The organism is Streptomyces sp. NPDC001156 (genome assembly GCF_053598275.1).
This window is the reverse complement of sequence record NZ_JBSFJX010000003.1, coordinates 188,967-209,609: the sequence shown is the minus strand read 5'-3', so window position 1 is coordinate 209,609 and position 20,643 is coordinate 188,967. Positions and strand designations below refer to the sequence as shown.

Genomic DNA, 20,643 nt, shown 5'->3' with positions numbered 1-20,643 from the left:
AAGGCATGGCGAGGCATCGCCACCCGGTACGACAAGACCCCCGACAGCTACCTCGCCGGCCTCCACCTGCGCGCCTCGATGATCTGGATCAAAGATCTCACCCGGACCACCCATTGATCACGACTCGATACGCGCCCTAGTAGACGTCCCAGGTCGAACTGCTTGTCCGAGATGTGCGCGGACTTCTTGGCGTACTGCGAGGCGAGTTCCACCAGGTAGTCGCTCTGCTTACCGGTGTCGTAGAGCGGGTTCTGCTTGAGCGGCTCGGGGAACGTCTTGTACTTCGCCCGCTCTTGCGGCGACAGCTTGCCGATCTTGACTATGCGGTCGAGGATCCAGGACCACCGCTCGACGGCCCGCTGGTGGTTGGCCTTGTTCAGGGTGGGATCGTAGAGACCGGCGCCCTTCAGCAGGGAGGCCAGGAAGGCGGCCTCGCCCGCGTTGAGCCGGCTCACGTCCTTGCCGTAGTAGGCCTGGGCGGCACGCTGGATGCCGTAGGTGCCGCGGCCGAACCAGCTGGTGTTGAGGTACCCCTCGAGGATGTCGTCCTTGCTCATCCTGTTGTCGAGCTTGAGGGAGATCATCGCCTCGGTGAACTTGCGGTCCACCGTCTGGTTCTGGTTCAGGTAGACGTTCTTCACATACTGCTGGGTGATGGTCGAGCCGCCCTGGGTGTCCCCCTGGCCGACCGTGCGCCACAGGGCTCCGGTGAGGCCTTTGAACGAGATGCCCGGGTCCGAGTAGAAGCTCTCATTCTCCGCGGCGAGCACCGCCCAGCGCACCTGCTCGGGTATGTCCTTCAGCGGCATCGCCTGCCGCTGCACCCAGCCGGTGCGGGCCATGGGCGTGCCGTCGCTCCAGAAGTAGACGTTGTCCTGCTGGGTGGCGTACGAGTTGAGGTTCTTCGGTATGTCCGTGGCGGCGTACGCGACGACCAGGAAGAGGCCGCTCAGGACCACGGACGTCAGCCCGCCCCCCAGCCACTGCCGCCAGGAGGGCATCCAGCGCCGCCAGCCGATGCGGCCCGGTCGCGGGTAGACCGGCTTGAGTTTGCGGGCGTAGGGCGCGAGCCGCTGGGCGTACGGCTCCAGCTTGCGGGCGTAGGGCTCGAGCTTGCGCACGTACGGCTGGAAGAACGCGGTGACACGAGTGAGGGGCGGGGCCGGGGCTGCCTTCTTGCGGCTGGCGCGCCGCCCGGCGGGCTTGGGCCGGAACACCCGCAGTTGCATCGTGGCGTCGGGCGCCGGCTGCGGGGGTGCCACGGCCTTCAGCTGAAGGCCGGCCCCGCGGCCTTCAGCTGCATCGTGGCGTCCGGAGGCAGCGCGGGGCCGACCTTCAGCTGCATCGTGGTGTCCGTGGGCAGCGGCACCCCGGCCTTCAACTGCATGGTGGTGTCGGGGTCGAAGGATGTCTCGGCCCGGGCCTCACCTTCCGCAGGGCGCTGCCGGGGCTGCTTCGGCGTCGGCCGGCCGGGCGGGCGGGAGACCGTCGTTCTCGCTAGCCACGGCAGCCTCCGGCGCACACACGAACCCGGGAGCACCGCCCCCGTATCCGCTGCCAAGCCTGGGTCACCACTGCGTCTCCCTCCGCACTCGGTGTTGCGCGCGCGGGTAGATGCAGCTGCCACGTATGCGGCTGCGAGCCCCCTCACGACGATGCGGCCCATCGTGACTCAAATATCAGCGGTCTCTGTGGTGTCCTGGGTCAGGAGGGACGAAGAAATGGCCAAGTCGGGAACTTTGAGGAGATCTTAAGAAGATCCTCGTGCCGCCCTGGGGGCCCAGCAGCCCCGCGAAGTCCTGGGATCGCCCGAAACCGCCGGTTAGTCTGTGCCCATGCCTCGCTATGAGTACCGCTGCCGTACCTGCGGCGACACGTTCGAACTGAGCCGTCCGATGGCGGAGTCCTCCGCACCCGCCGCCTGCCCGTCGGGCCACGACGACACGGTGAAACTGCTGTCGACGGTCGCGGTGAGTGGCACCGCGACCGCTCCGGCCGCTGCACCGCGGGGGGGCGGCGGCGCCGGCGGCGGGTGCTGCGGCGGGGGCTGCTGCGGCTGAAACCGCTCGGCCGCGCCGCGCCGGGCCCGGCGCATCCGGTCGCGCCGAGCCGGTCACCGATCGACGGCAGTCGGCCTACGCCTCCCGCGCCGCCTTCAGGAACTCCCGCAGAATCCGCTCCCCGGCCAGAACTCCCCGCTCGGGCAAAGCACTGATCGCCGGTGCCGTCCAGTCCGCGTCGGCCAGTTCGCCGTGGCCCGGGCGCCAGCCGCGGTCGGCTGCCAGCAGCAGGTCAGCGTCGAGCAGCGAGTCCCCGGCCGCCAGGGTGAGGGTGACGCCGGTGCGGCGGACGACCTCGCGCACCGCCGCGCTCTTGGTCAGCGGTTTCGGCACGGCATAGATCTTGCGGCCCTGCAGGGACACGGTCCAGCCGCGGTTCTCCGCCCACACCGCCAGTTCCTTCACCCATTCCTGGGGCAGCAACTCGCGTTCGACGACGAGATAGACGAAGAGGTCCTCCGCGACCCGGTGCTTGCGCACCCAGGCCGGGTCGGCGGTGGTCTCCAGATGCTCCCGCACCTCGGCCAGTGGCGCGCACTCGTCCGCCAGCCTGGCGAGCACCGACGTGTGCCAGTCGGGGTCGGAGACGCCGTCCACCAGCAGATGGCCGCCGTTGGCGCAGATCGCGTACGCCGGGGCGGGGCCCGGCAGGTTGATGCGCTGGTACTGCTTGCGGGTGCGGGTCGTCGTCGGCACGAACACCGCCCGGTCGGCGAGGTCGGTGAGCAGCGCGGCCGCGGTCTCGGTCATGTACGACAGCGGCTTGCTCTCGTGCACCTCGACGCACAGCAGCCGGGGCGCCCTCGGGTCCGGCATGGTCAGCGCGAGCGCCGCGGATGAGTAGATGAGCGTACGGTCGAGGTCGCTGGCGACCAGCACGGGGGTCATACCGCCACCGCCTTGCCGTCGGCGCCGGTGGCACCCCGCGTGTACTGGGGATGAATCAACCCGACACAGGTGTAAGGGAGTCCGTCGACCTCCTCGACCGGTACCCCGCGCTGCTCGGCCAGCAGGCGTACATGGTCGAGGTCGGCGCCGGCCCCGGACCGCGCCAGGATCTTCCAGGGCACCCTGCGCAGCAGCACCCGGGTCGTCTCGCCGACACCCGGCTTGACGAGGTTCACATCGTGGATGCCGTACTCCTCGCTGATGCGCTCCACCGCCGCCCAGCCCTCCCAGGTGGGCGTGCGGTCACCGGCGAGCAGTTCCTTGGCCTGCGCGCAGGCCGCCTCCTCGACCTCGGGGAACCGGGCGGAGACGGCGTCGAGGAAGGCGCCCGACACATCGGCTCCGGCGAGCTCCCGGTAGAACTTCGCGCCGTGGTAGTCGTGCGGGCCGACCAGGTCGGCCCGCAGCACCGTGCGCGAGATCAGCCCGGACACCGTCGAGTTGAGGCAGGCGGAGGGGATGAGGAAGTCCTCCCGGGTGCCGTACGTCCGGACACAGGAGCCCGGGTCGGCGAGGACGGCTATCTCCGGGTCGAAGCCGGTGATGCCGTCGGACTCCTCGAACTCCCTTATCGCGTCGGCCAGTTCCCGGGTGATGGCGCCCTTGCCGGTCCAGCCGTCGACGAAGACGACGTCGCGGGGGTCGTGCCGGTCGGCGAGGTAGCGCAGCGCGTTGGCGTCGATGCCGCGGCCGCGCACGATGGACACCGCGTAGTGCGGCAGGTGGAGGCCGTGCCGATGGTGGGCCCAGCGGCGCATCAGGATGCCCACGGGGGTCCCGGCGCGGGCGAGCGAGACGAGGACCGGGCGCGGCGACCGCTCCGCCAGCAGGCTCTCGGTGACCACGCCGACCGCCTGCGCGATCCGCACGGCCGAGCTTTCGAGAGCCGCATGGAACAGTTCCTGGTACTGCTCGCTCGGCTGGTACTCGACGGGAAGGGACTCGGCGTAGTGCGCCCCGCCCTTCTGGATCGCCTCCTCGCGCTCCTCGGTCGGCGCCTCCAGGGTGACGTCCGAGAGGTCCTGGAGCAGCCAGCCGACCTCGTCGGGCGCGTACGAGGAGAAGGCGGGGCCGCGGAGTGGCTCGGGCAGCATGGCGGGCCTTTCGGGGGCATACGGAGGCGCGGGGACGTAACTGGGTACGACCGCGAGCAGGACGTGCGGGGTGTGGGCGGCGAGCCGGTCGAGCAGGCCGTCGGGGGCGTGCAGTTCGGGAGTGTCGGCCACGGAGTCCACGACCGCGACGACGGCGTCGAAGCCGGCGTCCGCGACGTTGTAGGCGTAGCGCTCGCCGGGGCCGTCGGCGGGGGCGTCATGGGCGGGGAAGACGATCCGGCTGCGTATCGCGTAACCGGGATCGTCGACGGCCAGGACGGGCGAGCGGGTGGTCGTGGAGTAGCGGACCTCGGCCGGAACGGTCTCCTCCAGCTCGCGGGCCAGGCGGAGCGGCGCGTACATCAGCTCCTCGAAGCCCAGCACGAGCACGCGCCGGGCCCCGCCGGGTATCGCCTCGGCGAGCCGCGCGGCCATGGCGGGCAGCGCGTGCTCCAGCCGGGCCCGGTGCCCGGGGGTGAAGCCGTGCCGTCCTCCGTCGGGCAGCCCGCGGGGCCAGCCGAGCTCGACCCGGGTGACCGTCCCGTACGCCTGGCGGTGGGGTACGGCCGACTCGTGCCGGGCGACCAGCTCCTGCCCCTTCTCCAGGACGCCCTCGGGCAGCCGCACGGTGCCGGCGGCCGCCGTCACGAGGTCGATCCGGGCGCCGATCTCCCGTCCGAACTCCGTCAGCCGCCCGAGGTCCGCGGCGGAGCGCATATCGACCAGCGCCACCACGACATAGCGCTTGCGCGGGTACCGCTGGTGCAGATCGCGGATGGTGTTCATGGCCGTGTTGCCGGTCGAGAACTCGTCGTCGACCAGGACCAGCGGACCGTCGCCCGCGAGCAGCGCCGGATCCTCCGGGAGCAGCAGGTGCGAGGTCGCGTGGGAGTGGGACTCCTCGAAGCCGCCGGCCCGGGCGACGCCCTCGACCGGGCGGCGCGTGGAGTGGAGATAGGTCGCGAGACCGAGACCGTCGGCGACCGAGTGACCGAGTCCGGTCGCCGTCTCCGCATACCCGAGGACGACCGCGCGGCGCCCCTCCTCGGTGCCCAGCAGGTCTTGTACCCGGCGGCCGAGCGCGAACCCGTGGCCGTGGACGACGGACGGGAGCTGCGGGACGTGCTTGCCCAGCACATTGGAGACCAGCAGGTGCGCGCGTTTGGGGTTGCGCCGCAGCGCGAGCCCGAGCAAATCGGTCAGCCGCTCGTCGCCGACGAGCTCGACCCCGAGCCGCTCGGCGACCCAGGTCCCGGACCAGACCATGTTCTTCATCGGTTCCTCGTCGGTACGGCGTCAGTGCGACAGCGGGGCGGTGGCGCCGCTCAGCCCGGAGGCCCCCGCGGCCAGCAGGTCCACGAAGCCGATCTCCTCGTCCGCCACGCCGAAGACCTCGGCGCGCTGGAGGGTGCGCTCGGCCCAGGCCCGGTGCGGCTTCACCTCGTTCATCTTGTTCGTGTAGGCGGAGCGCAGCACGCCCCCGCCGAGACGCTCGGGCCTCAGGATGTCCTGGGCGTCGCTGTACTCCTCGTGGCTGACGACCGACAGCGCATGCACGGGCATCACGTGCGAGGGGTGGATGCAGGTCTTGCCGAGCAGGCCGTTGGCACGGTCCAGGGAGATCTCGCGCAGCAGCCCGTCCAGGTCGTGCTCGATGAGCGTCTCGCGCAGTTCCTCGACCTCTCCCTCGAGGAACGGGCTGCGCCGCAACTGCGGCTTGAACATGCGCTCCTGGACCCGGAAGTACTCCCACACCGGCCCGGTCACGGTGAACCCGGTGCCGTCGGCACGCCCGAGGACGTTGACCACGTCGGCGATCACGGAGGCGACGATCTGGACGTCGTACGCCGTCATGTCGGGCGCTCGGCGCAGACCGTAAGAAGAGCAGAAGTCGGTGACGCCGAGTCGCAGCGCGAGGACGCGGTCGCGGTACTTGTCCACCGTGCGGAAGATGCCCGCCAGCGTCTCCCGGCGCGTCTCCAGGTAGAGCAGGGAGGGCGACTCCAGGACGGGCATGGCGAACAGCCGGCGCCCACTCGCCGCCTCGGCCCGGGTGAGCGCCTCCATGAAGGCGACACCGCGCTCCTCGGTGAACTTCGGCAGCACGAATCCGGACAGCAGGCGGACCGCCGGGCCGAGCCGGGCCACCAGGTCCGGGATCTGCTCGGGCACCCGGACCCGGATGAAGAGCAGCGGAAGCTCGACGTCCGAGGAGGAGGCCAGGGCGGTCAGCTGCCGGACCAGGTTCTCCTCGGCGTCCACGACGTCGGCGTCGTCGATGGAGTCCTCCAGGCACAGCACCATGGAGACGACTCCGCGCCGCGCCTGCTTGACCACGTCGTCGCCGAGCTGCGGGCGGGTCGCGGGACTGTACAGCGTGGCTCCCAGGGCCGCCGCGAGCACGCGGGCCGGGGAGTCGGCGGTGAACACGGCCGGCTCCCGGTGGAAGAGGCGCTGCCGCTCCTCAGGGGCGATGTGCCCGAAGTGACGCATAGGACTTTCCCCCGTGGTGTTAGCGATGCGACAAGACGTGGCCGGTAATAGTACGTAGGACTCGATGTCCTGGGTTCCCGTCGGGCATGAAGTTCAGGTAACTCGGCTGTGTCGGCGGTACGTCAGCAGCACGGCGGTCACCGCCACCCCCACGTTGTCGTGACCTGGACGGAGAAGGCAGGATGACGCCATGACGCACGCGATGCTGAAAGGGTCGAACGTAGCGCTCGATGCCACGGCGGTACGGGCGGTGCTGCGTTGGGCACCAGGACAGGGCGTCCCGGACGTGGACGCCTCGGCGCTGCTCCTCGGCTCCGACGGACGGGTGCGGTCCGACGAGGACTTCGTCTTCTACAACCAGCCCCGGCACCCTTCGGGGAAGGTTCGGCTGCTCGGCAAGAAGCGGGAAGCGGACAAGCTGACCGAGACGGTCCAGACGGACCTGGCGGGCATCGAGTCGGGCGTGGCGCGGATCGCGCTGGTCGCCTCCGCGGACGACGTCACCTTCGACCGGGTGCGGGCGCTGTGCATCCTGCTGTACGACGCGGCCGTCGCCGACGGGGAGCCGCTGGCGTACTTCGAGATCAAGCCGGAGACGGGCGCGGAGACGGCACTGATCTGCGGCGAGCTGTACCGGCGGGGCGACGGCTGGAAGTTCCGGGCGCTGGGCGAGGGCTACTCGAACGGGCTGAAGGGCCTCGCGAACGACTTCGGCATCTCGGTGGACGAGTCGGAGGCCCCGCAGACCGACGCGGGCCTGCCCATGGCGGAGGCCCCGGACACCTCGGTGGTCCACGGCGTGGGGACGGTGTCGGTGTCCGCCCCGCCCGAGGTGTCGGTACCGCTGCCGCCGGAGCAGCCGCTGCCGCGACAGCCCGCGTACGGATATCCGCCGGCGCCGACGCAGCCCGCGTACGGCTATCCCCAGCCGGTCAGCCGGCCCGCCTACGGCTATCCGCAGCCCCAGACGGCCGCGGCACCCGACCCGGCGTACGGGTATCCGCCCACCGCGGCGTCCGCGCCGGACCCGGACTTCAAGCTGCCGCCGCAGGGGCCGCAGTTCATCGGGCGGTAGCCGGCGAAAAGCCGGCGGGCGGGGCCGGCTCACGCCTTGGTCTTGTACCCGCGGCCCCACTGCAGGCCCCATCCGTACAGCCGGTCCAGTTCCGCCTGGAAGCCGTAGACGAACTTCACCTCGCGGCGGACGACGAGCTCGCCCTTGATGTTCTCGATCATGACGACCGCGCACGAGCGGGCCTGCGGATGGCGTTCGTCGAGCCCGATCTCGATGCGCGGGCCGTTGCTGGGGTAAAGGGTGACCACCGCGTGCGTACGGTCGAACGCCGGCGTCTGGTCGTAGATGTAGACGAATATCAGGAGCCGTTTGAAGTCGTCCCGGTGGTCGAGGTTGACGAAGATCGTCTCACCGGAGCCGGAGCCGAACCGGTCGTCGCCGCTGAGCTTGATGTACGGCGGATCGTTGAGCTCCCCGAAGAAGCTGCCCAGCGGCTGCACCACACCCTTGGTGCCGTCCGACAGCTCGTACATGCAGCCGAGGTCGAGGTCGACGTTGACCATGCTCTGGGTGTGCGCCTGGACGACCTCCGGGGTGAACAGGCGGAACGGATGGCGCAGCAGACTGCCCCGTTCGGGGCCGCCGATGTCCGAGGTCCGCATCCGCCACGACAGGTTGATGCGCAGGTTTCCGGTCGCCGCGCCCTGCTTGGTGAGGGAGACCCGGTGGTGCCGTTTGGTCAGCTCGATCGAGTTGGTCGAGGCGCTGCCCGAGTCGAACTCGGTCGCGCGCCCGCGCCACATACCGTCCCAGAAGCTCATGCCCGCCCCCTGCACTGCACTCACGGTTCAACAGCCGCGGGGCGGCCGTCGAGGACGAATCCCCACGCCCGCCCCGCACAGAGCGTTCCTCGCCCTGGAGCCCGTCACACCCCGGACGAGACCTCAGTCTTCGCGTCCGAGCTCTCCGCTTTTCCCTCGGCCGCCGCGAGCGCGCGGTTGCGGCGCACGGAGGACCAGAAGGACCAGCCGATGAGGAGGACGCCGACGAGACCGGTGATCACCTCGTTGATCTGGTGCTGGATGGTGACCATGAGGATCACGGCCAGCGCGCCGATCGCGTAGTGCGCGCCGTGCTCCAGGTAGACGTAGTCGTCGAGGGTGCCCTGGCGGACCAGGTAGACCGTCAGCGACCGGACGTACATCGCGCCGATGCCGAGACCGAGCGCCATCAGGATGATGTCGTTCGTGATGGCGAAGGCACCGATCACACCGTCGAAGGAGAAGGACGCGTCCAGGACCTCCAGGTAGAGGAACATGAAGAACGCGGCCTTGCCGGCCAGGAGGACCGCCGAGCGCCCCTTGCCGGTGCGTACGGCCTCTTCCTCCTCCTCGTTCTGCCGCTCCTCCTCATCTTCGAGCCGGTCCTCGAAGTAGCCGGAGAGACCGCCGACGATCATGTAGGTGATCAGACCGGCGATGCCGGCGATCAGGACCGTCTGCGCCTTGTCGGCGTGCGTGCCACCGTGCTGGTGGGCGTGGGTGGCGAAGGTGAAGGACGTGATCAGCAGGACGACCAGCGCGATGCAGACCGACAGCATGTCGACCTTGCCGAGCTTGGCGAGCGGCCGCTCGATCCAGCGCAGCCACTGGATGTCCCGCTCCTCGAAGATGAAGTCCAGGAAGATCATCAGCAGGAACATCCCGCCGAAGGCGGCGATCGCCGGGTGGGCATCGGTGACGAGCTGCTGGTACTGATCCTTGTCGGTCAACGCCAGGTTGACCGCGTCTATCGGGCTCTTTTTCGCTGTGATGGCGACGATCACCACGGGGAAGACCAGCCGCATGCCGAAGACCGCGATCAGCACGCCCACCGTGAGGAAGATCTTCTGCCAGAAGGCACTCATCTTCTTCAGGATTCCGGCGTTGACCACCGCGTTGTCGAAGGACAGCGAGATTTCGAGGATGGACAGGATCGCCACGATGCCGAAAGCGGTCCACCCCCCATAGAGGACCGCAAGGACCAAGCCGACCGCGGTGACCACGAACGACCAGCCGAAGGTTTTCAGAAGCACTGGCTACCCAATCCGAATCTCTACGGGGCTCCCCCGTCGCCGTACCCGGCTTTACGAAACGTTGACTCCGAAGTCTAGAGCGATCCCGCGCAGACCGGATGCGTACCCCTGACCCACGGCCCGGAACTTCCACTCGCCGCCATAGCGGTAGAGCTCGCCGAAAATCATCGCGGTCTCCGTGGAAGCGTCCTCGCTCAGGTCGTAGCGGGCGAGCTCCTGGCCGTCGGCCTGGTTGACGACACGGATGAAGGCATTGCTGACCTGCCCGAACGTCTGGCCACGCTCGTCGGCCATGTGAATGGAGACAGGGAAGACGATCTTGTCGCACTGGGCGGGCACCTTGGCGAGGTCCACCAGGATCGACTCGTCGTCGCCCTCGCCCTCACCGGTGAGGTTGTCACCGGTGTGCTCCACCGAGCCGTCCGGGCTCTTGAGCTGGTTGTAGAAGATGAACCACTCGTCACCGAGGACCCGGCCGCCGCTGCACAGCAGCGCGCTCGCGTCGAGGTCGAAGGGGGCTCCGGTGGTGGAGCGCGCGTCCCAGCCGAGCCCGATCATCACCTGCGTGAGGTTCGGTGCGGCCTTGGAGAGGGAGACATTGCCTCCCTTGGCGAGCGTGACGCCCATGTTGCTGGTCCTCCCCGAGATGATGCTGCTCTGGTTGTTCTGCGCGTCCGGCGCCGCACACAAACGGTGCGGCGCCGGGCGACAGGGCTTTCAGCCGGCTCAGACGTTCACGCCGAAGTCCTGCGCGATGCCGCGCAGGCCCGAGGCGTAGCCCTGCCCGATGGCGCGGAACTTCCACTCCGCGCCGTGGCGGTACAGCTCGCCGAAGACCATGGCGGTCTCGGTGGAGGCGTCCTCGCTCAGGTCGTACCGGGCGATCTCCTGCTGGTTGGCCTGGTTGACGACGCGGATGAACGCGTTGCGCACCTGGCCGAAGGACTGCTGGCGGTTCTCGGCATCGTAGATCGACACCGGGAAGACGATCTTCTCGACGTCGGTCGGGACCGAGGCGAGGTTGACCTTGATCACCTCGTCGTCGCCCTCGCCCTCACCGGTGAGGTTGTCGCCGGTGTGCTCCACCGAGCCGTCGGGGCTCTTGAGGTTGTTGAAGAACACGAAGTTCTGGTCGCTGCCGACCTTGCCCGACGTGTTCAGCAGCAGGGCGCTGGCGTCGAGGTCGAAGTCGGTACCGGTCGTGGTGCGGACGTCCCAGCCCAGACCGACGAGGACCGCGGTCAGGCCGGGGGCCTCCTTGGTCAGGGATACGTTGCCGCCCTTGCTGAGGCTGACTCCCACGAGTCCCTCCATTGGTGTCCGGGGGCGGGGAGCCCCGTCGTGCGTTGGCATCGGATCAACGAGTCGATCCTAGTGACGGGTTCCCGTGGCCTGCAGGCCTTGGAACCCGAGAATTACAGGGTGTCGAGCGCCTTCACGTACTCGTTCAGGTCGCGCGCGTCCGGCAGGTCGTTGACCACGGTCCACCGCACGACGCCCTCCTTGTCGATGATGAAGGTCCCGCGCACCGCGCAGCCCTTCTCCTCGTCGAAGACGCCGTAGGCGCGCGAAGTGTTGCCGTGCGGCCAGAAGTCGGACAGCAGCGGGTACTCCAGGCTCTCCTGCTCGGCGAAGACGCGCAGGGTGTGGATGGAGTCGTTGGAGACGGCGAGCAGCTGCGTGTCGTCGTTGACGAACTTCGGCAGGTTGTCGCGCAGGGCGCACAGCTCGCCGGTGCACACACCGGTGAAGGCGAACGGGTAGAAGAGCAGGACGACGTTCCTGTGACCGTGGAAGTCCGAGAGGCTCACGGTCGCACCGTGGTTGTCCTTGAGCTCGAAGTCGGGGGCCTTGTCGCCGACCTGGATCGCCATGGGCCTGCATCCCTTCGCTGAGGCTGTTCGGGTGCCGACCACCCTACGCAGCGATCACAGCGGACCCACGGACGGGCTGAGTCGAGTCAGCCCGTCCGGCGTGCTGGGACGAGGCCGTCAGGCCGGAAGGGGGTCCGGGGGCTTCGCCCCCGGACACGGCCGCCTCGGCGGCCGGCCACCCCGGCGGAGCGTCACCGCTTGGACTTGGCCGCCTTCGGCGTCACCAGTCGGGACCCGCTCCAGTCCTTGCCCACGCTGACACTCTTGGACGCCGACAGACCCGCTGTCGTCGAGGCTTCCGAGATGTCGCTCGGCTCCACGTAGCCCGTACGGCCGGTCTTCGGCGTGAGGAGCAGGATCGAGCCGCCTTCTTCGATGTACGTGGTGGCGTCCACGAGCACATCGGTCAGGTCGCCGTCCTCGTCGCGGAACCACAGCACCACGGCATCGGCGACGTCGTCGTACTCCTCGTCCACGAGCTCGCTGCCGATGACTTCCTCAATGGCCTCGCGGAGCTCCTGGTCGACGTCGTCGTCGTAGCCGATCTCCTGGACCACCTGCTCGGGCTGGAACCCCAGCCTCACGGCAGGGTTCGTCCGCTCCTCCGCGTGGTCCGCGGTCGCGCTCACGGGTTGCCTCCTGATCATGTCTTGGTGAGTATCTCAGCCACGCGCGTACGCGAAGCATTGGCCGTAGTCCACACGGGCGGGGCGGATCGCGCAAGTACCCGGCGGTTCAGACCGCCGAAACGGTGACGATCCTGGCCGTGTCGCCGCAACTCCAGGCACGGTATCGCGTCCAAGGGTGATCTACACCACACCGTTCTGCCCGGTTTGCGCATTCTGGAATCATCCGCGGGTACGGGAGTCGAATGACTTTGCGGGACGCGTCACGACTCGAGCGTATCGTTCCGTTTTGGTCGGGTCCGTCCCCCGAAGACCGGTCCCGCGCGATGGTTACCTCACAGTAGAGATGACGTTTCGCTTCCGCGAGGTACACGATGGGGATCGGCGCAGGCACAAGGAAAAAGTGGCCCTCTGACAGGTAAGGAACAGCGTGGCTTCCGGATCCGATCGCAATCCGATCATCATTGGCGGCCTTCCGAGTCAGGTTCCTGACTTCGATCCCGAAGAGACCCAGGAGTGGCTCGACTCCCTCGACGCCGCCGTGGACGAGCGCGGCCGTGAGCGGGCCCGCTACCTGATGCTCCGTCTGATCGAGCGAGCCCGCGAGAAGCGCGTGGCCGTGCCCGAGATGCGCAGCACGGACTACGTCAACACCATTCCCACCAAGAGCGAGCCGTTCTTCCCGGGCAACGAGGAGATCGAGCGCAGGATCCTCAACGCCACGCGCTGGAACGCGGCCGTCATGGTCTCCCGGGCCCAGCGGCCCGGCATCGGGGTCGGCGGCCACATCGCCACCTTCGCCTCCTCCGCCTCGCTGTACGACGTGGGCTTCAACCACTTCTTCCGCGGCAAGGACGAGGGCGACGGCGGCGACCAGGTCTTCTTCCAGGGCCACGCCTCTCCGGGCATCTACGCGCGCGCGTACCTCCTCGACCGGCTCACCGAACGTCACCTGGACGGGTTCCGCCAGGAGAAGTCCAAGGCCCCGTACGGACTCTCCAGCTATCCGCACCCGCGCTCGATGCCGGACTTCTGGGAGTTCCCGACGGTCTCCATGGGCCTCGGCCCGATCGGCGCGATCTACCAGGCCCGGATGAACCGCTACATGCACGCGCGCGGTATCGCGGACACCTCCCGCTCGCACGTGTGGGCCTTCCTCGGCGACGGCGAGATGGACGAGCCGGAGTCGCTCGGCCAGCTGTCGATCGCCGCCCGCGAGGGCCTGGACAACCTGACCTTCGTCGTCAACTGCAACCTGCAGCGCCTGGACGGCCCGGTGCGCGGCAACGGCAAGATCATCCAGGAGTTGGAGTCGGTCTTCCGGGGCGCCGGCTGGAACGTGATCAAGCTCATCTGGGACCGCACCTGGGACCCGCTGCTGGCGCAGGACCGGGACGGGATCCTGGTCAACAAGATGAACACCACGCCGGACGGCCAGTTCCAGACGTACGCGACGGAGTCCGGCGCCTACATCCGGGACCACTTCTTCGGCGACGACCACCGGCTCCGGGCGATGGTCGAGCACATGACCGACGACCAGATCCTGCACCTGGGCCGCGGCGGTCACGACCACCGCAAGATCTACGCGGCGTTCAAGGCGGCCAAGGAGCACAAGGGCCAGCCGACGGTGATCCTGGCCAAGACCATCAAGGGGTGGACGCTGGGCCCGAACTTCGAGGGCCGCAACGCCACCCACCAGATGAAGAAGCTGACGGTCGCCGACCTCAAGCACTTCCGGGACCGCCTGCACCTGCCGATCTCCGACCAGGACCTCGAGTCCGGGCTGCCGCCGTACTACCACCCGGGCCGGGACACCGAGGAGATCCAGTACATGCACGACCGGCGCAGGTCGCTCGGCGGGTACGTCCCGACGCGCGTCGTGCGCTCCAAGCCGCTGCAGCTGCCCGGCGACCAGACGTACGCGAGTGTGAAGAAGGGCTCCGGTCAGCAGTCCATCGCCACCACCATGGCGTTTGTGCGACTGCTGAAGGACCTCATGCGGGACAAGGAGATCGGCCGCCGGTTCGTGCTGATCGCGCCCGACGAGTACCGCACCTTCGGCATGGACTCGTTCTTCCCGAGCGCGAAGATCTACAACCCGCTCGGCCAGCAGTACGAGTCGGTGGACCGGGACCTGCTGCTCGCGTACAAGGAGTCGCCGACCGGCCAGATGCTGCACGACGGCATCTCCGAGGCGGGCTGCACCGCGTCGCTGATCGCCGCCGGTTCGGCCTATGCCACCCACGCCGAGCCGCTGATCCCCGTGTACGTCTTCTACTCGATGTTCGGTTTCCAGCGCACGGGTGACCAGTTCTGGCAGATGGCGGACCAGCTGTCTCGCGGTTTCGCCCTGGGCGCGACCGCCGGCCGTACGACCCTGACCGGTGAGGGTCTGCAGCACGCGGACGGCCACTCGCAGCTGCTGGCCTCCACCAACCCGGCGTGCGTGGCCTACGACCCGGCGTACGGCTACGAGATCGCGCACATCGTGCAGGACGGTCTGCGCCGGATGTACGGCTCCTCGCCCGAGCACCCGCACGGCGAGGACGTCTTCTACTACCTCACCGTCTACAACGAGCCGATCCAGCAGCCGGCCGAGCCCGCGGACGTGGACGTCGAGGGCATCCTCAAGGGCGTCCACCGGATCGCCGAGGGCACCTCGGGCACCGTCCCGGCCCAGATCATGGCCTCCGGTGTCGCCGTGCCGTGGGCGCTCGAGGCGCAGCGGATCCTCGCCGAGGACTGGAACGTGCGGGCCGGTGTCTGGTCGGCGACCTCCTGGAACGAGCTGCGGCGCGAGGCCGTGGAGTGCGAGGAGCACAACCTGCTGCATCCCGAGGAGGAGCAGCGGGTGCCGTACGTGACGCAGAAGCTGGGCGGCACCGAGGGTCCCTTCGTCGCCGTGTCCGACTGGATGCGATCGGTTCCGGACCAGATCGCGCGCTGGGTGCCGGGGGCCTACCAGTCCCTTGGCGCGGACGGCTTCGGTTTCGCGGACACCCGTGGGGCGGCCCGTCGCTTCTTCCACATCGACGCGCAGTCGATCGTGGTCGCCGTTCTGGCGGAGCTGGCCAGGGCGGGCAAGGTCGACCGCTCGGTGCTCAAGCAGGCGATCGACCGCTACCGGCTGCTCGACGTGACGGCGGCCGACCCGGGAGCGGCGGGCGGCGACGCGTGAGGCCGGGGTCGCACTGACCGCGACCAGGGCGGCGGGGCTATGACCCCGCCGCCCTTACGCGTTCCTTACGATGCAGCCATGGAGCAACCGTCGGCGCAAGCCCGTTGGGAGCAGCGCACCCAACGGCCGCTGTTGGCGCTCGCTCTGTTGTTCGCCGTCGCCTACGCCGTGCCGATCGTGGACAACCCGGCGGACCCGGCCCTGGCGCTCGCCTGCACGGTGACGGAGTGGGTGGTGTGGGGCGCGTTCGCCACCGACTATCTCGTACGGCTTGCGATCGCCCCCTGCCGCCGGGAGTTCGTCCGCACCCACTGGCTGGACCTGGGCGCTGTGGTGCTGCCCGTCCTCCAGCCGCTGCGGCTGCTGCGGATGGTGTCGACCCTGCTGCTGGTCGGGCGGCGGGCCCGGATGGCCTCGCAGATCCAGCTGACCACGTACGTGGCCGGCGCGGTCGTCGGGCTGCTGATGTTCGGGTCGCTCGCCGTGGTTTCGGTGGAGCGGGAGTCGCCGAACGGGAACATCAAGACGCTGGGCGACGCCCTGTGGTGGTCCTTCACGACGATGACGACCGTGGGCTACGGCGATCACGCGCCGACCACCGGGCTCGGGCGGATTCTCGCGGTGGGGCTGATGCTCTCCGGGATCGCGCTGCTCGGTGTGGTGACCGCGAACATCGCCGCCTGGTTCATCGCGCGGTTCGACCAGGACGACGTGGAGGAGCGCCGGCAGACGGCGGCGATCGAGGCGCTGGCGGAGGAGGTACGGGCGCTGCGGGCCGAGGTGGCCGCGTTGTCGGGGACCTCGGTGCCGCACCCGCACACACCTGAAGAGGCGGGCCCGAGACCGTAGCCGGGCCCGCCTCTCGCTCCGCTTCGGCCCCTCGGGTCAGAGAAGTGCGTTCCCGGGGGTCGTCAGGCCGACCAGCCAGATGAGTGCCAAGAGGGTGTCGATCGCTCCCAGGACCAGGGCCACCAGGGCCGGGACGGCGTGCGTGCCCGCCCAGCTGCGGCCCATGGCCAGCCAGCCGCAGACCACGGCGACGGGACCAAGGACGATACCGAGGGCGAAGAAGCCCGCGATCGCGCAGACGACTCCGATGATTCCCAGCGTGGCGCGATCCGGCCCGCTCCTGGACCACATCCGGCCTCGTGAACGGGGGTACCTGCGCGTGCTGTTTCCGAAGCCCGCCATCATCAACTCCCTGAACTCTCTCGCCGGTTCGGGCCTGATGTGCGGGTACCCCCGTTTTCCGGGCCAAGTCCTGCCCGCGCGCCGCCGCTTCCGGCAGCACGCCGCAGTCCAGCCGTCCTCCGCCGCGCGCAGCCCTGCCGTGCGAAGGACGTGACCCGCCCTGACCCGTGACGCCCCGGGCCGGGCGGGATCTCGACCGTCGTCACCCTGCAGGGCGAACTCGCCCGGGTGGCGTCAGATGTGCGCGGCCCCCGCGCCGGCCTCCGCGTTCTCGCCCCGCTTGGTGAGCAGGGCGACCAGCACCGCGACCGCCGCGACACCCGCGGCGACCAGGCAGGCCAGGCTCATACCGGAGATGAACGTGTCATGGGCGACAGTGGTGATCTTCTGGGCGATCGCGGCCGAGGTGTCCGGGGTCACCGGGGCCACACCCACCTGTACCGCCTCGGAGGCCTGGCCGAGCTGCGCCCCGGTCAGCGGAGGCAGCTTGGCGTCCGCCCAGTTGCCCGCGAGGTCGTTGTCCACCTTGGAGGCCATCACGGCGCCCAGAACCGCTGTGCCGAGGCTGCCGCCGATCTGCATGGCGGCCTGCTGCAGACCGCCCGCGACACCGGAGAGCTCCATGGGCGCGTTGCCGACGATGACCTCCGTGGCGCCGACCATGACGGGCGCGAGACCGAGGCCGAGAAGCGCGAACCAGATCGACATGACTCCGCTGCCCGTGCCGGCCTTCAGCGTCGACATCCCGAACATGGCGATCGCGGTGGCCGCCATGCCTCCCGCGAGCGGGATGCGCGGGCCGAGCTTGGTGATCGCCGCGCCCGCGAGCGGAGAGCCGACGATCATCATGCCGGTCAGCGGCAGCAGGTGCAGGCCCGCGTCGACCGGGCTCATACCGTGCACGTTCTGCAGGTAGAAGGTGACGAAGAACAGGCCGCCCATGAAGGCGATCGCCATGAGGACCATCAGGACGACACCGGCCGACAGCGGCACCGAACGGAACAGCCCCAGCGGGATCAGCGGCTCCTTCACCCGCGTCTCCCAGAAGGAGAAGAAGGCGAAGCCCAGCACGGACGCACCGATGAACAGCCAGGTCTTCGCGTCGCCCCAGCCCCAGGCCGGCGCCTTGATGAGCGCCCAGACCAGGCAGAACATGGCACCGGACAGCAGCACGATGCCGAGCAGGTCGAAGGATCGCGGCGCGTTCTTCGCACGGTGGTCGGTGAGGATCACCAGGCCGAGGACGAGCGCGAGGGCGCCGACCGGCACATTGATGAAGAAGACCGACTGCCAGCTGACGTGCTGGACGAGCAGACCGCCAAGGATCGGGCCGCCCGCGGTGGAGGCGCCGATGACCATGCCCCAGATGCCGATCGCCATGTTCAGCTTCTCGGCGGGGAAGGTGGCCCGCAGCAGGCCGAGCGCGGCCGGCATCAGCAGCGCGCCGAACAGGCCCTGGAAGACGCGGAAGGTCACGACGAGGGCGATGCTGTCGGACAGGCCGATGGCACCGGAGGCGGCGGCGAAGCCGACCACGCCGATCAGGAAGGTCTGCCGGTGCCCGAACCGGTCGCCGAGCTTGCCCGCGGTGATCAGGGTGACCGCGAGGGCGAGGAAGTAGGCGTTGGTGATCCACTGGACGTCGGCGAAGCTCGCGCCGAGGTCCTTGGCGATGGCCGGGTTGGCGATGGCGACGATGGTGCCGTCCAGGGCCACCATCATGACGCCGACCGCGACGGTGATCAGGGTGAACCATGGGTGGCCGCGCAGTCCGCGTCCGGGCGTCCGGTCCGACGGCGCCGCCGGCCGGCCTGCCGTCTTGTCCCCCGGTCCCGTCGCGTCGACGGTGGTCTGACTAGTCATACGGTGGAGGCTAGTGACAGCCACTGACAATCGACAAACCAATTCACATGTCGGTAACTGTCACGCCACTCCCGGATAGGCTGAACGGACCAGATGAACAGAAAGAGGACATATGGAGACGGCGCCGCGGCCGGGGCTGCGTGAACGCAAGAAGCAGCGCACCCGGGACGCGCTCCTGCGCGCCGCCCTGGAACTCTTCCTCGCTCAGGGGTACGAACGGACGACGGTCGACGAGATCGCCGAGGCCGTGGACGTGTCGCAGCGCACCTTCTTCCGGTACTTCGCCGGCAAGGAGGAGGCCGTCTTCTTCGCCCATTCCGTCGCCGCCGCCCACTTCGTCGACCTGGTGCGCGCCCGGCCGCGCGACGAGGCGCCGCTGGAGGCGCTACGGCAGGCGGTCCTCCAGGGCTGGGACGGCATCGGCGAGGCCATCGAGCAGATCATCCCGGTCCAACTCCATCTGCGCACCTACCGCTTGATCGAGTCGACGCCGGCCCTGTTCGCCACCCACCTGCGCCGTTCGGCGGAGCTGGAGGAGGAGATCGCCCGCGTGATCGCCGAGCGCGAGGGGCTCGACGTGGACACGGATCCACGGCCGCGCGTGGCGGTGGCCGTGTTCGGCGGGGTGATACGCGTGACGGAACGGCTGTGGAGCGCACGGGAGGACCTCAGCGTGGCCGCGATCCACGAGTTGACGGCCTCGTATCTCGATACCGTGCGCCCGGTGTTGGCCGAGCAGTGGCGCACGGAGTGACCCGGCGTCCCTCCCACGGGCGTCAAGCCAATTATCGGCGCACAGGGGCCCGGAGGCACCCGCCGGCGTGAGATCCGGCCACCCGGAGTGCCAAGTGACGTGCGCCTCATCGACTTACCGTGACGATCGAACGCAAATCACACCCGTTTTGCCGCAATTGGCGTACGAGAAACGTGAGACGCATCACTCGGTTAACGCGAAACACTCCCGTTCTCCTAGTGTGTCCTTCCAGTGACTTCCTTCGACACCTCCCCGCAACTCAACGTCTGGCGTGCACTGCTTGCGCTGAGCGTGGTCTTCGTGATGCTCGCGACGACCGGCTGGACCGCCGTGCGCAGCCATCGCGGCGCCACGCCCCTCCAGGCGTCGCGTTCGGCGTGGGAGCACGGCAGGATCGCCGGCCGCGAGCTGCCGGACCCCGGTGCGTCCCCGGCCTGGATCACCGATTTCTTCGCCTCGCTCAGCGCCCACCAGCGCTCCCGGCTCGCCCACCGCTACCCGCTCGCGGTCGGCAATATGAACGGGGCGCCCGTGCAGCTGCGCTACGCGGCCAACCGGATCGCTCTCGGCAAGCAGCGCAAGGTCGAGCGCGCCCGGATGCACGACGACCGGCTGTCGCCCGTCGGGCAGCGGGAGGCGGGCCGCCTCATGCACCGCTTCGAGGCCCTGATGAGCCAGGGCCGGCAGATCCTCGCCTTCGACCCGGAGGGCTCGGGCCGTATCGCCGAGGTCCTCGGCGATCTCGACACCGCCCAGCGGATCTCGGTCGTCGTCCCGGGCGTCGACACCGATCTGCTCACCTTCCAGCGCACCTACCGCGCGTACTCGGCCCCGGTCGGCATGGCCACGTCACTGTACGCGGCCGAGCGCGCGGCGAGCCCCCGGACACGTACGGCCGTGATCGCCTGGGCGGACTACACCGCGCCCAGCGGCCTCGGTATGGAGGCGGCGACCGCGATGCGCGCCGAGGAGGGCGCCGTCAGGCTGAACGCCCTCGTCCGCGCCTTGCCCGGCCGCTCGCCGGTCCAGCTGTACTGCCACAGCTACGGCTCGGTGGTGTGCGGGGTGGCGGCGCACGCACTGCCGTCCCGGGTGTCCGACATGGCGGTGGCCGGCAGCCCCGGCATGCGCAGCCGGTCGGCCGCCGGGCTGCACACGACCGCCCGGGTGTGGGCCATGCGGGACGCCGACGACTGGATCCAGGACGTGCCCTACCTGGAGGTCGGCGGACTCGGCCACGGCGCCGACCCGGTCTCCCGGGCCTTCGGGGCGAGGGTGCTGTCCGCGCAGGGAGCCAAGGGTCACGCCGGTTACTTCGCGCCCGGCACCGAGAGCCTGCGGAACTTCGCCGCGATCGGTGTTGGCGCATACCGCACGGTGGACTGCGTCCGCCATGATGACGTCTGCCGGCCGGGTTTGTCCGGGTCGGCGTCGTCCGGACGCGCGTAGAGAGACAGGAATTGCGGTCTGCCG

At 69.3% G+C, this 20,643-nt stretch carries 17 protein-coding genes and 1 pseudogene; 6 read left to right on the top strand and 12 right to left on the bottom strand.

Annotated features, from left to right (window positions below; genetic code table 11):
* Positions 1–146: 146 nt before the first annotated feature.
* Positions 147–1,229: pseudogene (locus tag ACWDA7_RS03230) on the bottom strand (transglycosylase domain-containing protein); the annotation flags it as partial.
* Between the two features lie 606 nt (positions 1,230–1,835).
* Between ACWDA7_RS03230 and ACWDA7_RS03225 the strand changes: the two are divergent.
* The gene (locus tag ACWDA7_RS03225) at positions 1,836–2,060 is read left to right on the top strand and encodes an FmdB family zinc ribbon protein (protein ID WP_450602502.1); all 225 of its coding nucleotides are present in this window, start codon (positions 1,836–1,838) and stop codon (positions 2,058–2,060) included.
* Between the two features lie 75 nt (positions 2,061–2,135).
* On the opposite strand, the gene ACWDA7_RS03220 is transcribed toward ACWDA7_RS03225, so the two are convergent.
* The 3 genes from ACWDA7_RS03220 to ACWDA7_RS03210 are packed head-to-tail and all read right to left on the bottom strand — an operon-like array spanning position 2,136 to position 6,595.
* Positions 2,136–2,948 carry an HAD family hydrolase gene (locus tag ACWDA7_RS03220; RefSeq protein ID WP_450602501.1) on the bottom strand — a complete coding sequence of 271 codons (813 nt, stop codon included), beginning with the start codon at positions 2,946–2,948 and terminating at the stop codon, positions 2,136–2,138.
* Positions 2,945–5,377 carry a phosphoribosyltransferase gene (locus ACWDA7_RS03215; RefSeq protein ID WP_450602500.1) on the bottom strand — a complete coding sequence of 811 codons (2,433 nt, stop codon included), beginning with the start codon at positions 5,375–5,377 and terminating at the stop codon, positions 2,945–2,947. The genes ACWDA7_RS03220 and ACWDA7_RS03215 overlap by 4 nt, the downstream gene beginning before the upstream one ends.
* 21 nt (positions 5,378–5,398) lie before the next feature.
* Positions 5,399–6,595 carry an HpcH/HpaI aldolase/citrate lyase family protein gene (locus ACWDA7_RS03210; protein ID WP_450602499.1) on the bottom strand — a complete coding sequence of 399 codons (1,197 nt, stop codon included), beginning with the start codon at positions 6,593–6,595 and terminating at the stop codon, positions 5,399–5,401.
* A 190-nt stretch (positions 6,596–6,785) separates the two neighbouring features.
* Between ACWDA7_RS03210 and ACWDA7_RS03205 the strand changes: the two genes are divergently transcribed.
* Positions 6,786–7,670, top strand: coding sequence for a TerD family protein (locus ACWDA7_RS03205; RefSeq protein WP_450602498.1), 885 nt, complete (start codon positions 6,786–6,788; stop codon positions 7,668–7,670).
* Between the two features lie 29 nt (positions 7,671–7,699).
* Here the strand turns inward: ACWDA7_RS03205 and ACWDA7_RS03200 are convergent, their stop codons facing one another.
* The 6 genes from ACWDA7_RS03200 to ACWDA7_RS03175 all read right to left on the bottom strand — a co-directional run bounded on the left by ACWDA7_RS03200 (position 7,700) and on the right by ACWDA7_RS03175 (position 12,187).
* Positions 7,700–8,431, bottom strand: coding sequence for a TerD family protein (locus ACWDA7_RS03200; RefSeq protein WP_450602497.1), 732 nt, complete (start codon positions 8,429–8,431; stop codon positions 7,700–7,702).
* Between the two features lie 104 nt (positions 8,432–8,535).
* Positions 8,536–9,684 (bottom strand): DUF475 domain-containing protein, encoded by a 1,149-nt coding sequence (locus ACWDA7_RS03195; RefSeq protein ID WP_450602496.1) that lies wholly within the window; start codon positions 9,682–9,684, stop codon positions 8,536–8,538.
* 51 nt (positions 9,685–9,735) lie between these two features.
* Positions 9,736–10,311: a TerD family protein gene (locus ACWDA7_RS03190; RefSeq protein ID WP_359399344.1), complete on the bottom strand. Its 576-nt coding sequence runs from the start codon at positions 10,309–10,311 to the stop codon at positions 9,736–9,738.
* Between the two features lie 99 nt (positions 10,312–10,410).
* Entirely contained in the window at positions 10,411–10,986 is a 576-nt protein-coding gene (locus tag ACWDA7_RS03185) for a TerD family protein (RefSeq protein WP_220294219.1), read from the bottom strand.
* A 113-nt stretch (positions 10,987–11,099) separates the two neighbouring features.
* Positions 11,100–11,558, bottom strand: a complete 459-nt coding sequence (locus ACWDA7_RS03180) for a peroxiredoxin (RefSeq protein ID WP_450602495.1) — start codon at positions 11,556–11,558, stop codon at positions 11,100–11,102.
* Between the two features lie 191 nt (positions 11,559–11,749).
* Positions 11,750–12,187 (bottom strand): DUF3052 domain-containing protein, encoded by a 438-nt coding sequence (locus ACWDA7_RS03175; RefSeq protein WP_359399339.1) that lies wholly within the window; start codon positions 12,185–12,187, stop codon positions 11,750–11,752.
* 427 nt (positions 12,188–12,614) lie between these two features.
* Between ACWDA7_RS03175 and aceE the strand changes: the two genes are divergently transcribed.
* Together aceE and ACWDA7_RS03165 are read left to right on the top strand one after the other, a co-directional pair.
* Complete coding sequence (aceE, locus tag ACWDA7_RS03170) at positions 12,615–15,362, top strand: pyruvate dehydrogenase (acetyl-transferring), homodimeric type (RefSeq protein WP_450602494.1); 2,748 nt, start codon at positions 12,615–12,617, stop codon at positions 15,360–15,362.
* Between the two features lie 78 nt (positions 15,363–15,440).
* On the top strand, positions 15,441–16,211 hold the full coding sequence (locus ACWDA7_RS03165) for a potassium channel family protein (protein ID WP_450602493.1): 771 nt from the start codon (positions 15,441–15,443) through the stop codon (positions 16,209–16,211).
* Between the two features lie 36 nt (positions 16,212–16,247).
* Here ACWDA7_RS03165 and ACWDA7_RS03160 read toward each other — a convergent pair whose 3' ends face one another.
* Both ACWDA7_RS03160 and ACWDA7_RS03155 read right to left on the bottom strand, forming a co-directional pair.
* Complete coding sequence (locus tag ACWDA7_RS03160) at positions 16,248–16,556, bottom strand: small hydrophobic protein (protein ID WP_359399332.1); 309 nt, start codon at positions 16,554–16,556, stop codon at positions 16,248–16,250.
* A gap of 231 nt (positions 16,557–16,787) precedes the next feature.
* Positions 16,788–18,416 (bottom strand): MFS transporter, encoded by a 1,629-nt coding sequence (locus ACWDA7_RS03155; protein WP_450602492.1) that lies wholly within the window; start codon positions 18,414–18,416, stop codon positions 16,788–16,790.
* 112 nt (positions 18,417–18,528) lie between these two features.
* Here ACWDA7_RS03155 and ACWDA7_RS03150 point away from each other — a divergent pair, with 112 nt between their 5' ends.
* Positions 18,529–19,170, top strand: a complete 642-nt coding sequence (locus ACWDA7_RS03150) for a TetR family transcriptional regulator (protein WP_450602491.1) — start codon at positions 18,529–18,531, stop codon at positions 19,168–19,170.
* A 231-nt stretch (positions 19,171–19,401) separates the two neighbouring features.
* A complete protein-coding gene (locus ACWDA7_RS03145) occupies positions 19,402–20,619 on the top strand; it encodes an alpha/beta hydrolase (RefSeq protein WP_450602490.1) in 1,218 nt (405 codons plus the stop codon).
* Positions 20,620–20,643: the final 24 nt, after the last annotated feature.

What these genes read in the sequence shown, in the direction of transcription:
- ACWDA7_RS03225 (WP_450602502.1), top strand. Translation starts at nt 1,836, where the DNA reads ATGCCTCGCTATGAGTACCGCTGCCGTACCTGCGGCGACACGTTCGAA.
- ACWDA7_RS03220 (WP_450602501.1), bottom strand. Translation starts at nt 2,948, where the DNA reads ATGACCCCCGTGCTGGTCGCCAGCGACCTCGACCGTACGCTCATCTAC.
- ACWDA7_RS03215 (WP_450602500.1), bottom strand. Translation starts at nt 5,377, where the DNA reads ATGAAGAACATGGTCTGGTCCGGGACCTGGGTCGCCGAGCGGCTCGGG.
- ACWDA7_RS03210 (WP_450602499.1), bottom strand. Translation starts at nt 6,595, where the DNA reads ATGCGTCACTTCGGGCACATCGCCCCTGAGGAGCGGCAGCGCCTCTTC.
- ACWDA7_RS03205 (WP_450602498.1), top strand. Translation starts at nt 6,786, where the DNA reads ATGACGCACGCGATGCTGAAAGGGTCGAACGTAGCGCTCGATGCCACG.
- ACWDA7_RS03200 (WP_450602497.1), bottom strand. Translation starts at nt 8,431, where the DNA reads ATGAGCTTCTGGGACGGTATGTGGCGCGGGCGCGCGACCGAGTTCGAC.
- ACWDA7_RS03190 (WP_359399344.1), bottom strand. Translation starts at nt 10,311, where the DNA reads ATGGGCGTCACGCTCGCCAAGGGAGGCAATGTCTCCCTCTCCAAGGCC.
- ACWDA7_RS03180 (WP_450602495.1), bottom strand. Translation starts at nt 11,558, where the DNA reads ATGGCGATCCAGGTCGGCGACAAGGCCCCCGACTTCGAGCTCAAGGAC.
- ACWDA7_RS03165 (WP_450602493.1), top strand. Translation starts at nt 15,441, where the DNA reads ATGGAGCAACCGTCGGCGCAAGCCCGTTGGGAGCAGCGCACCCAACGG.
- ACWDA7_RS03160 (WP_359399332.1), bottom strand. Translation starts at nt 16,556, where the DNA reads ATGATGGCGGGCTTCGGAAACAGCACGCGCAGGTACCCCCGTTCACGA.
- ACWDA7_RS03155 (WP_450602492.1), bottom strand. Translation starts at nt 18,416, where the DNA reads ATGACTAGTCAGACCACCGTCGACGCGACGGGACCGGGGGACAAGACG.
- ACWDA7_RS03150 (WP_450602491.1), top strand. Translation starts at nt 18,529, where the DNA reads ATGGAGACGGCGCCGCGGCCGGGGCTGCGTGAACGCAAGAAGCAGCGC.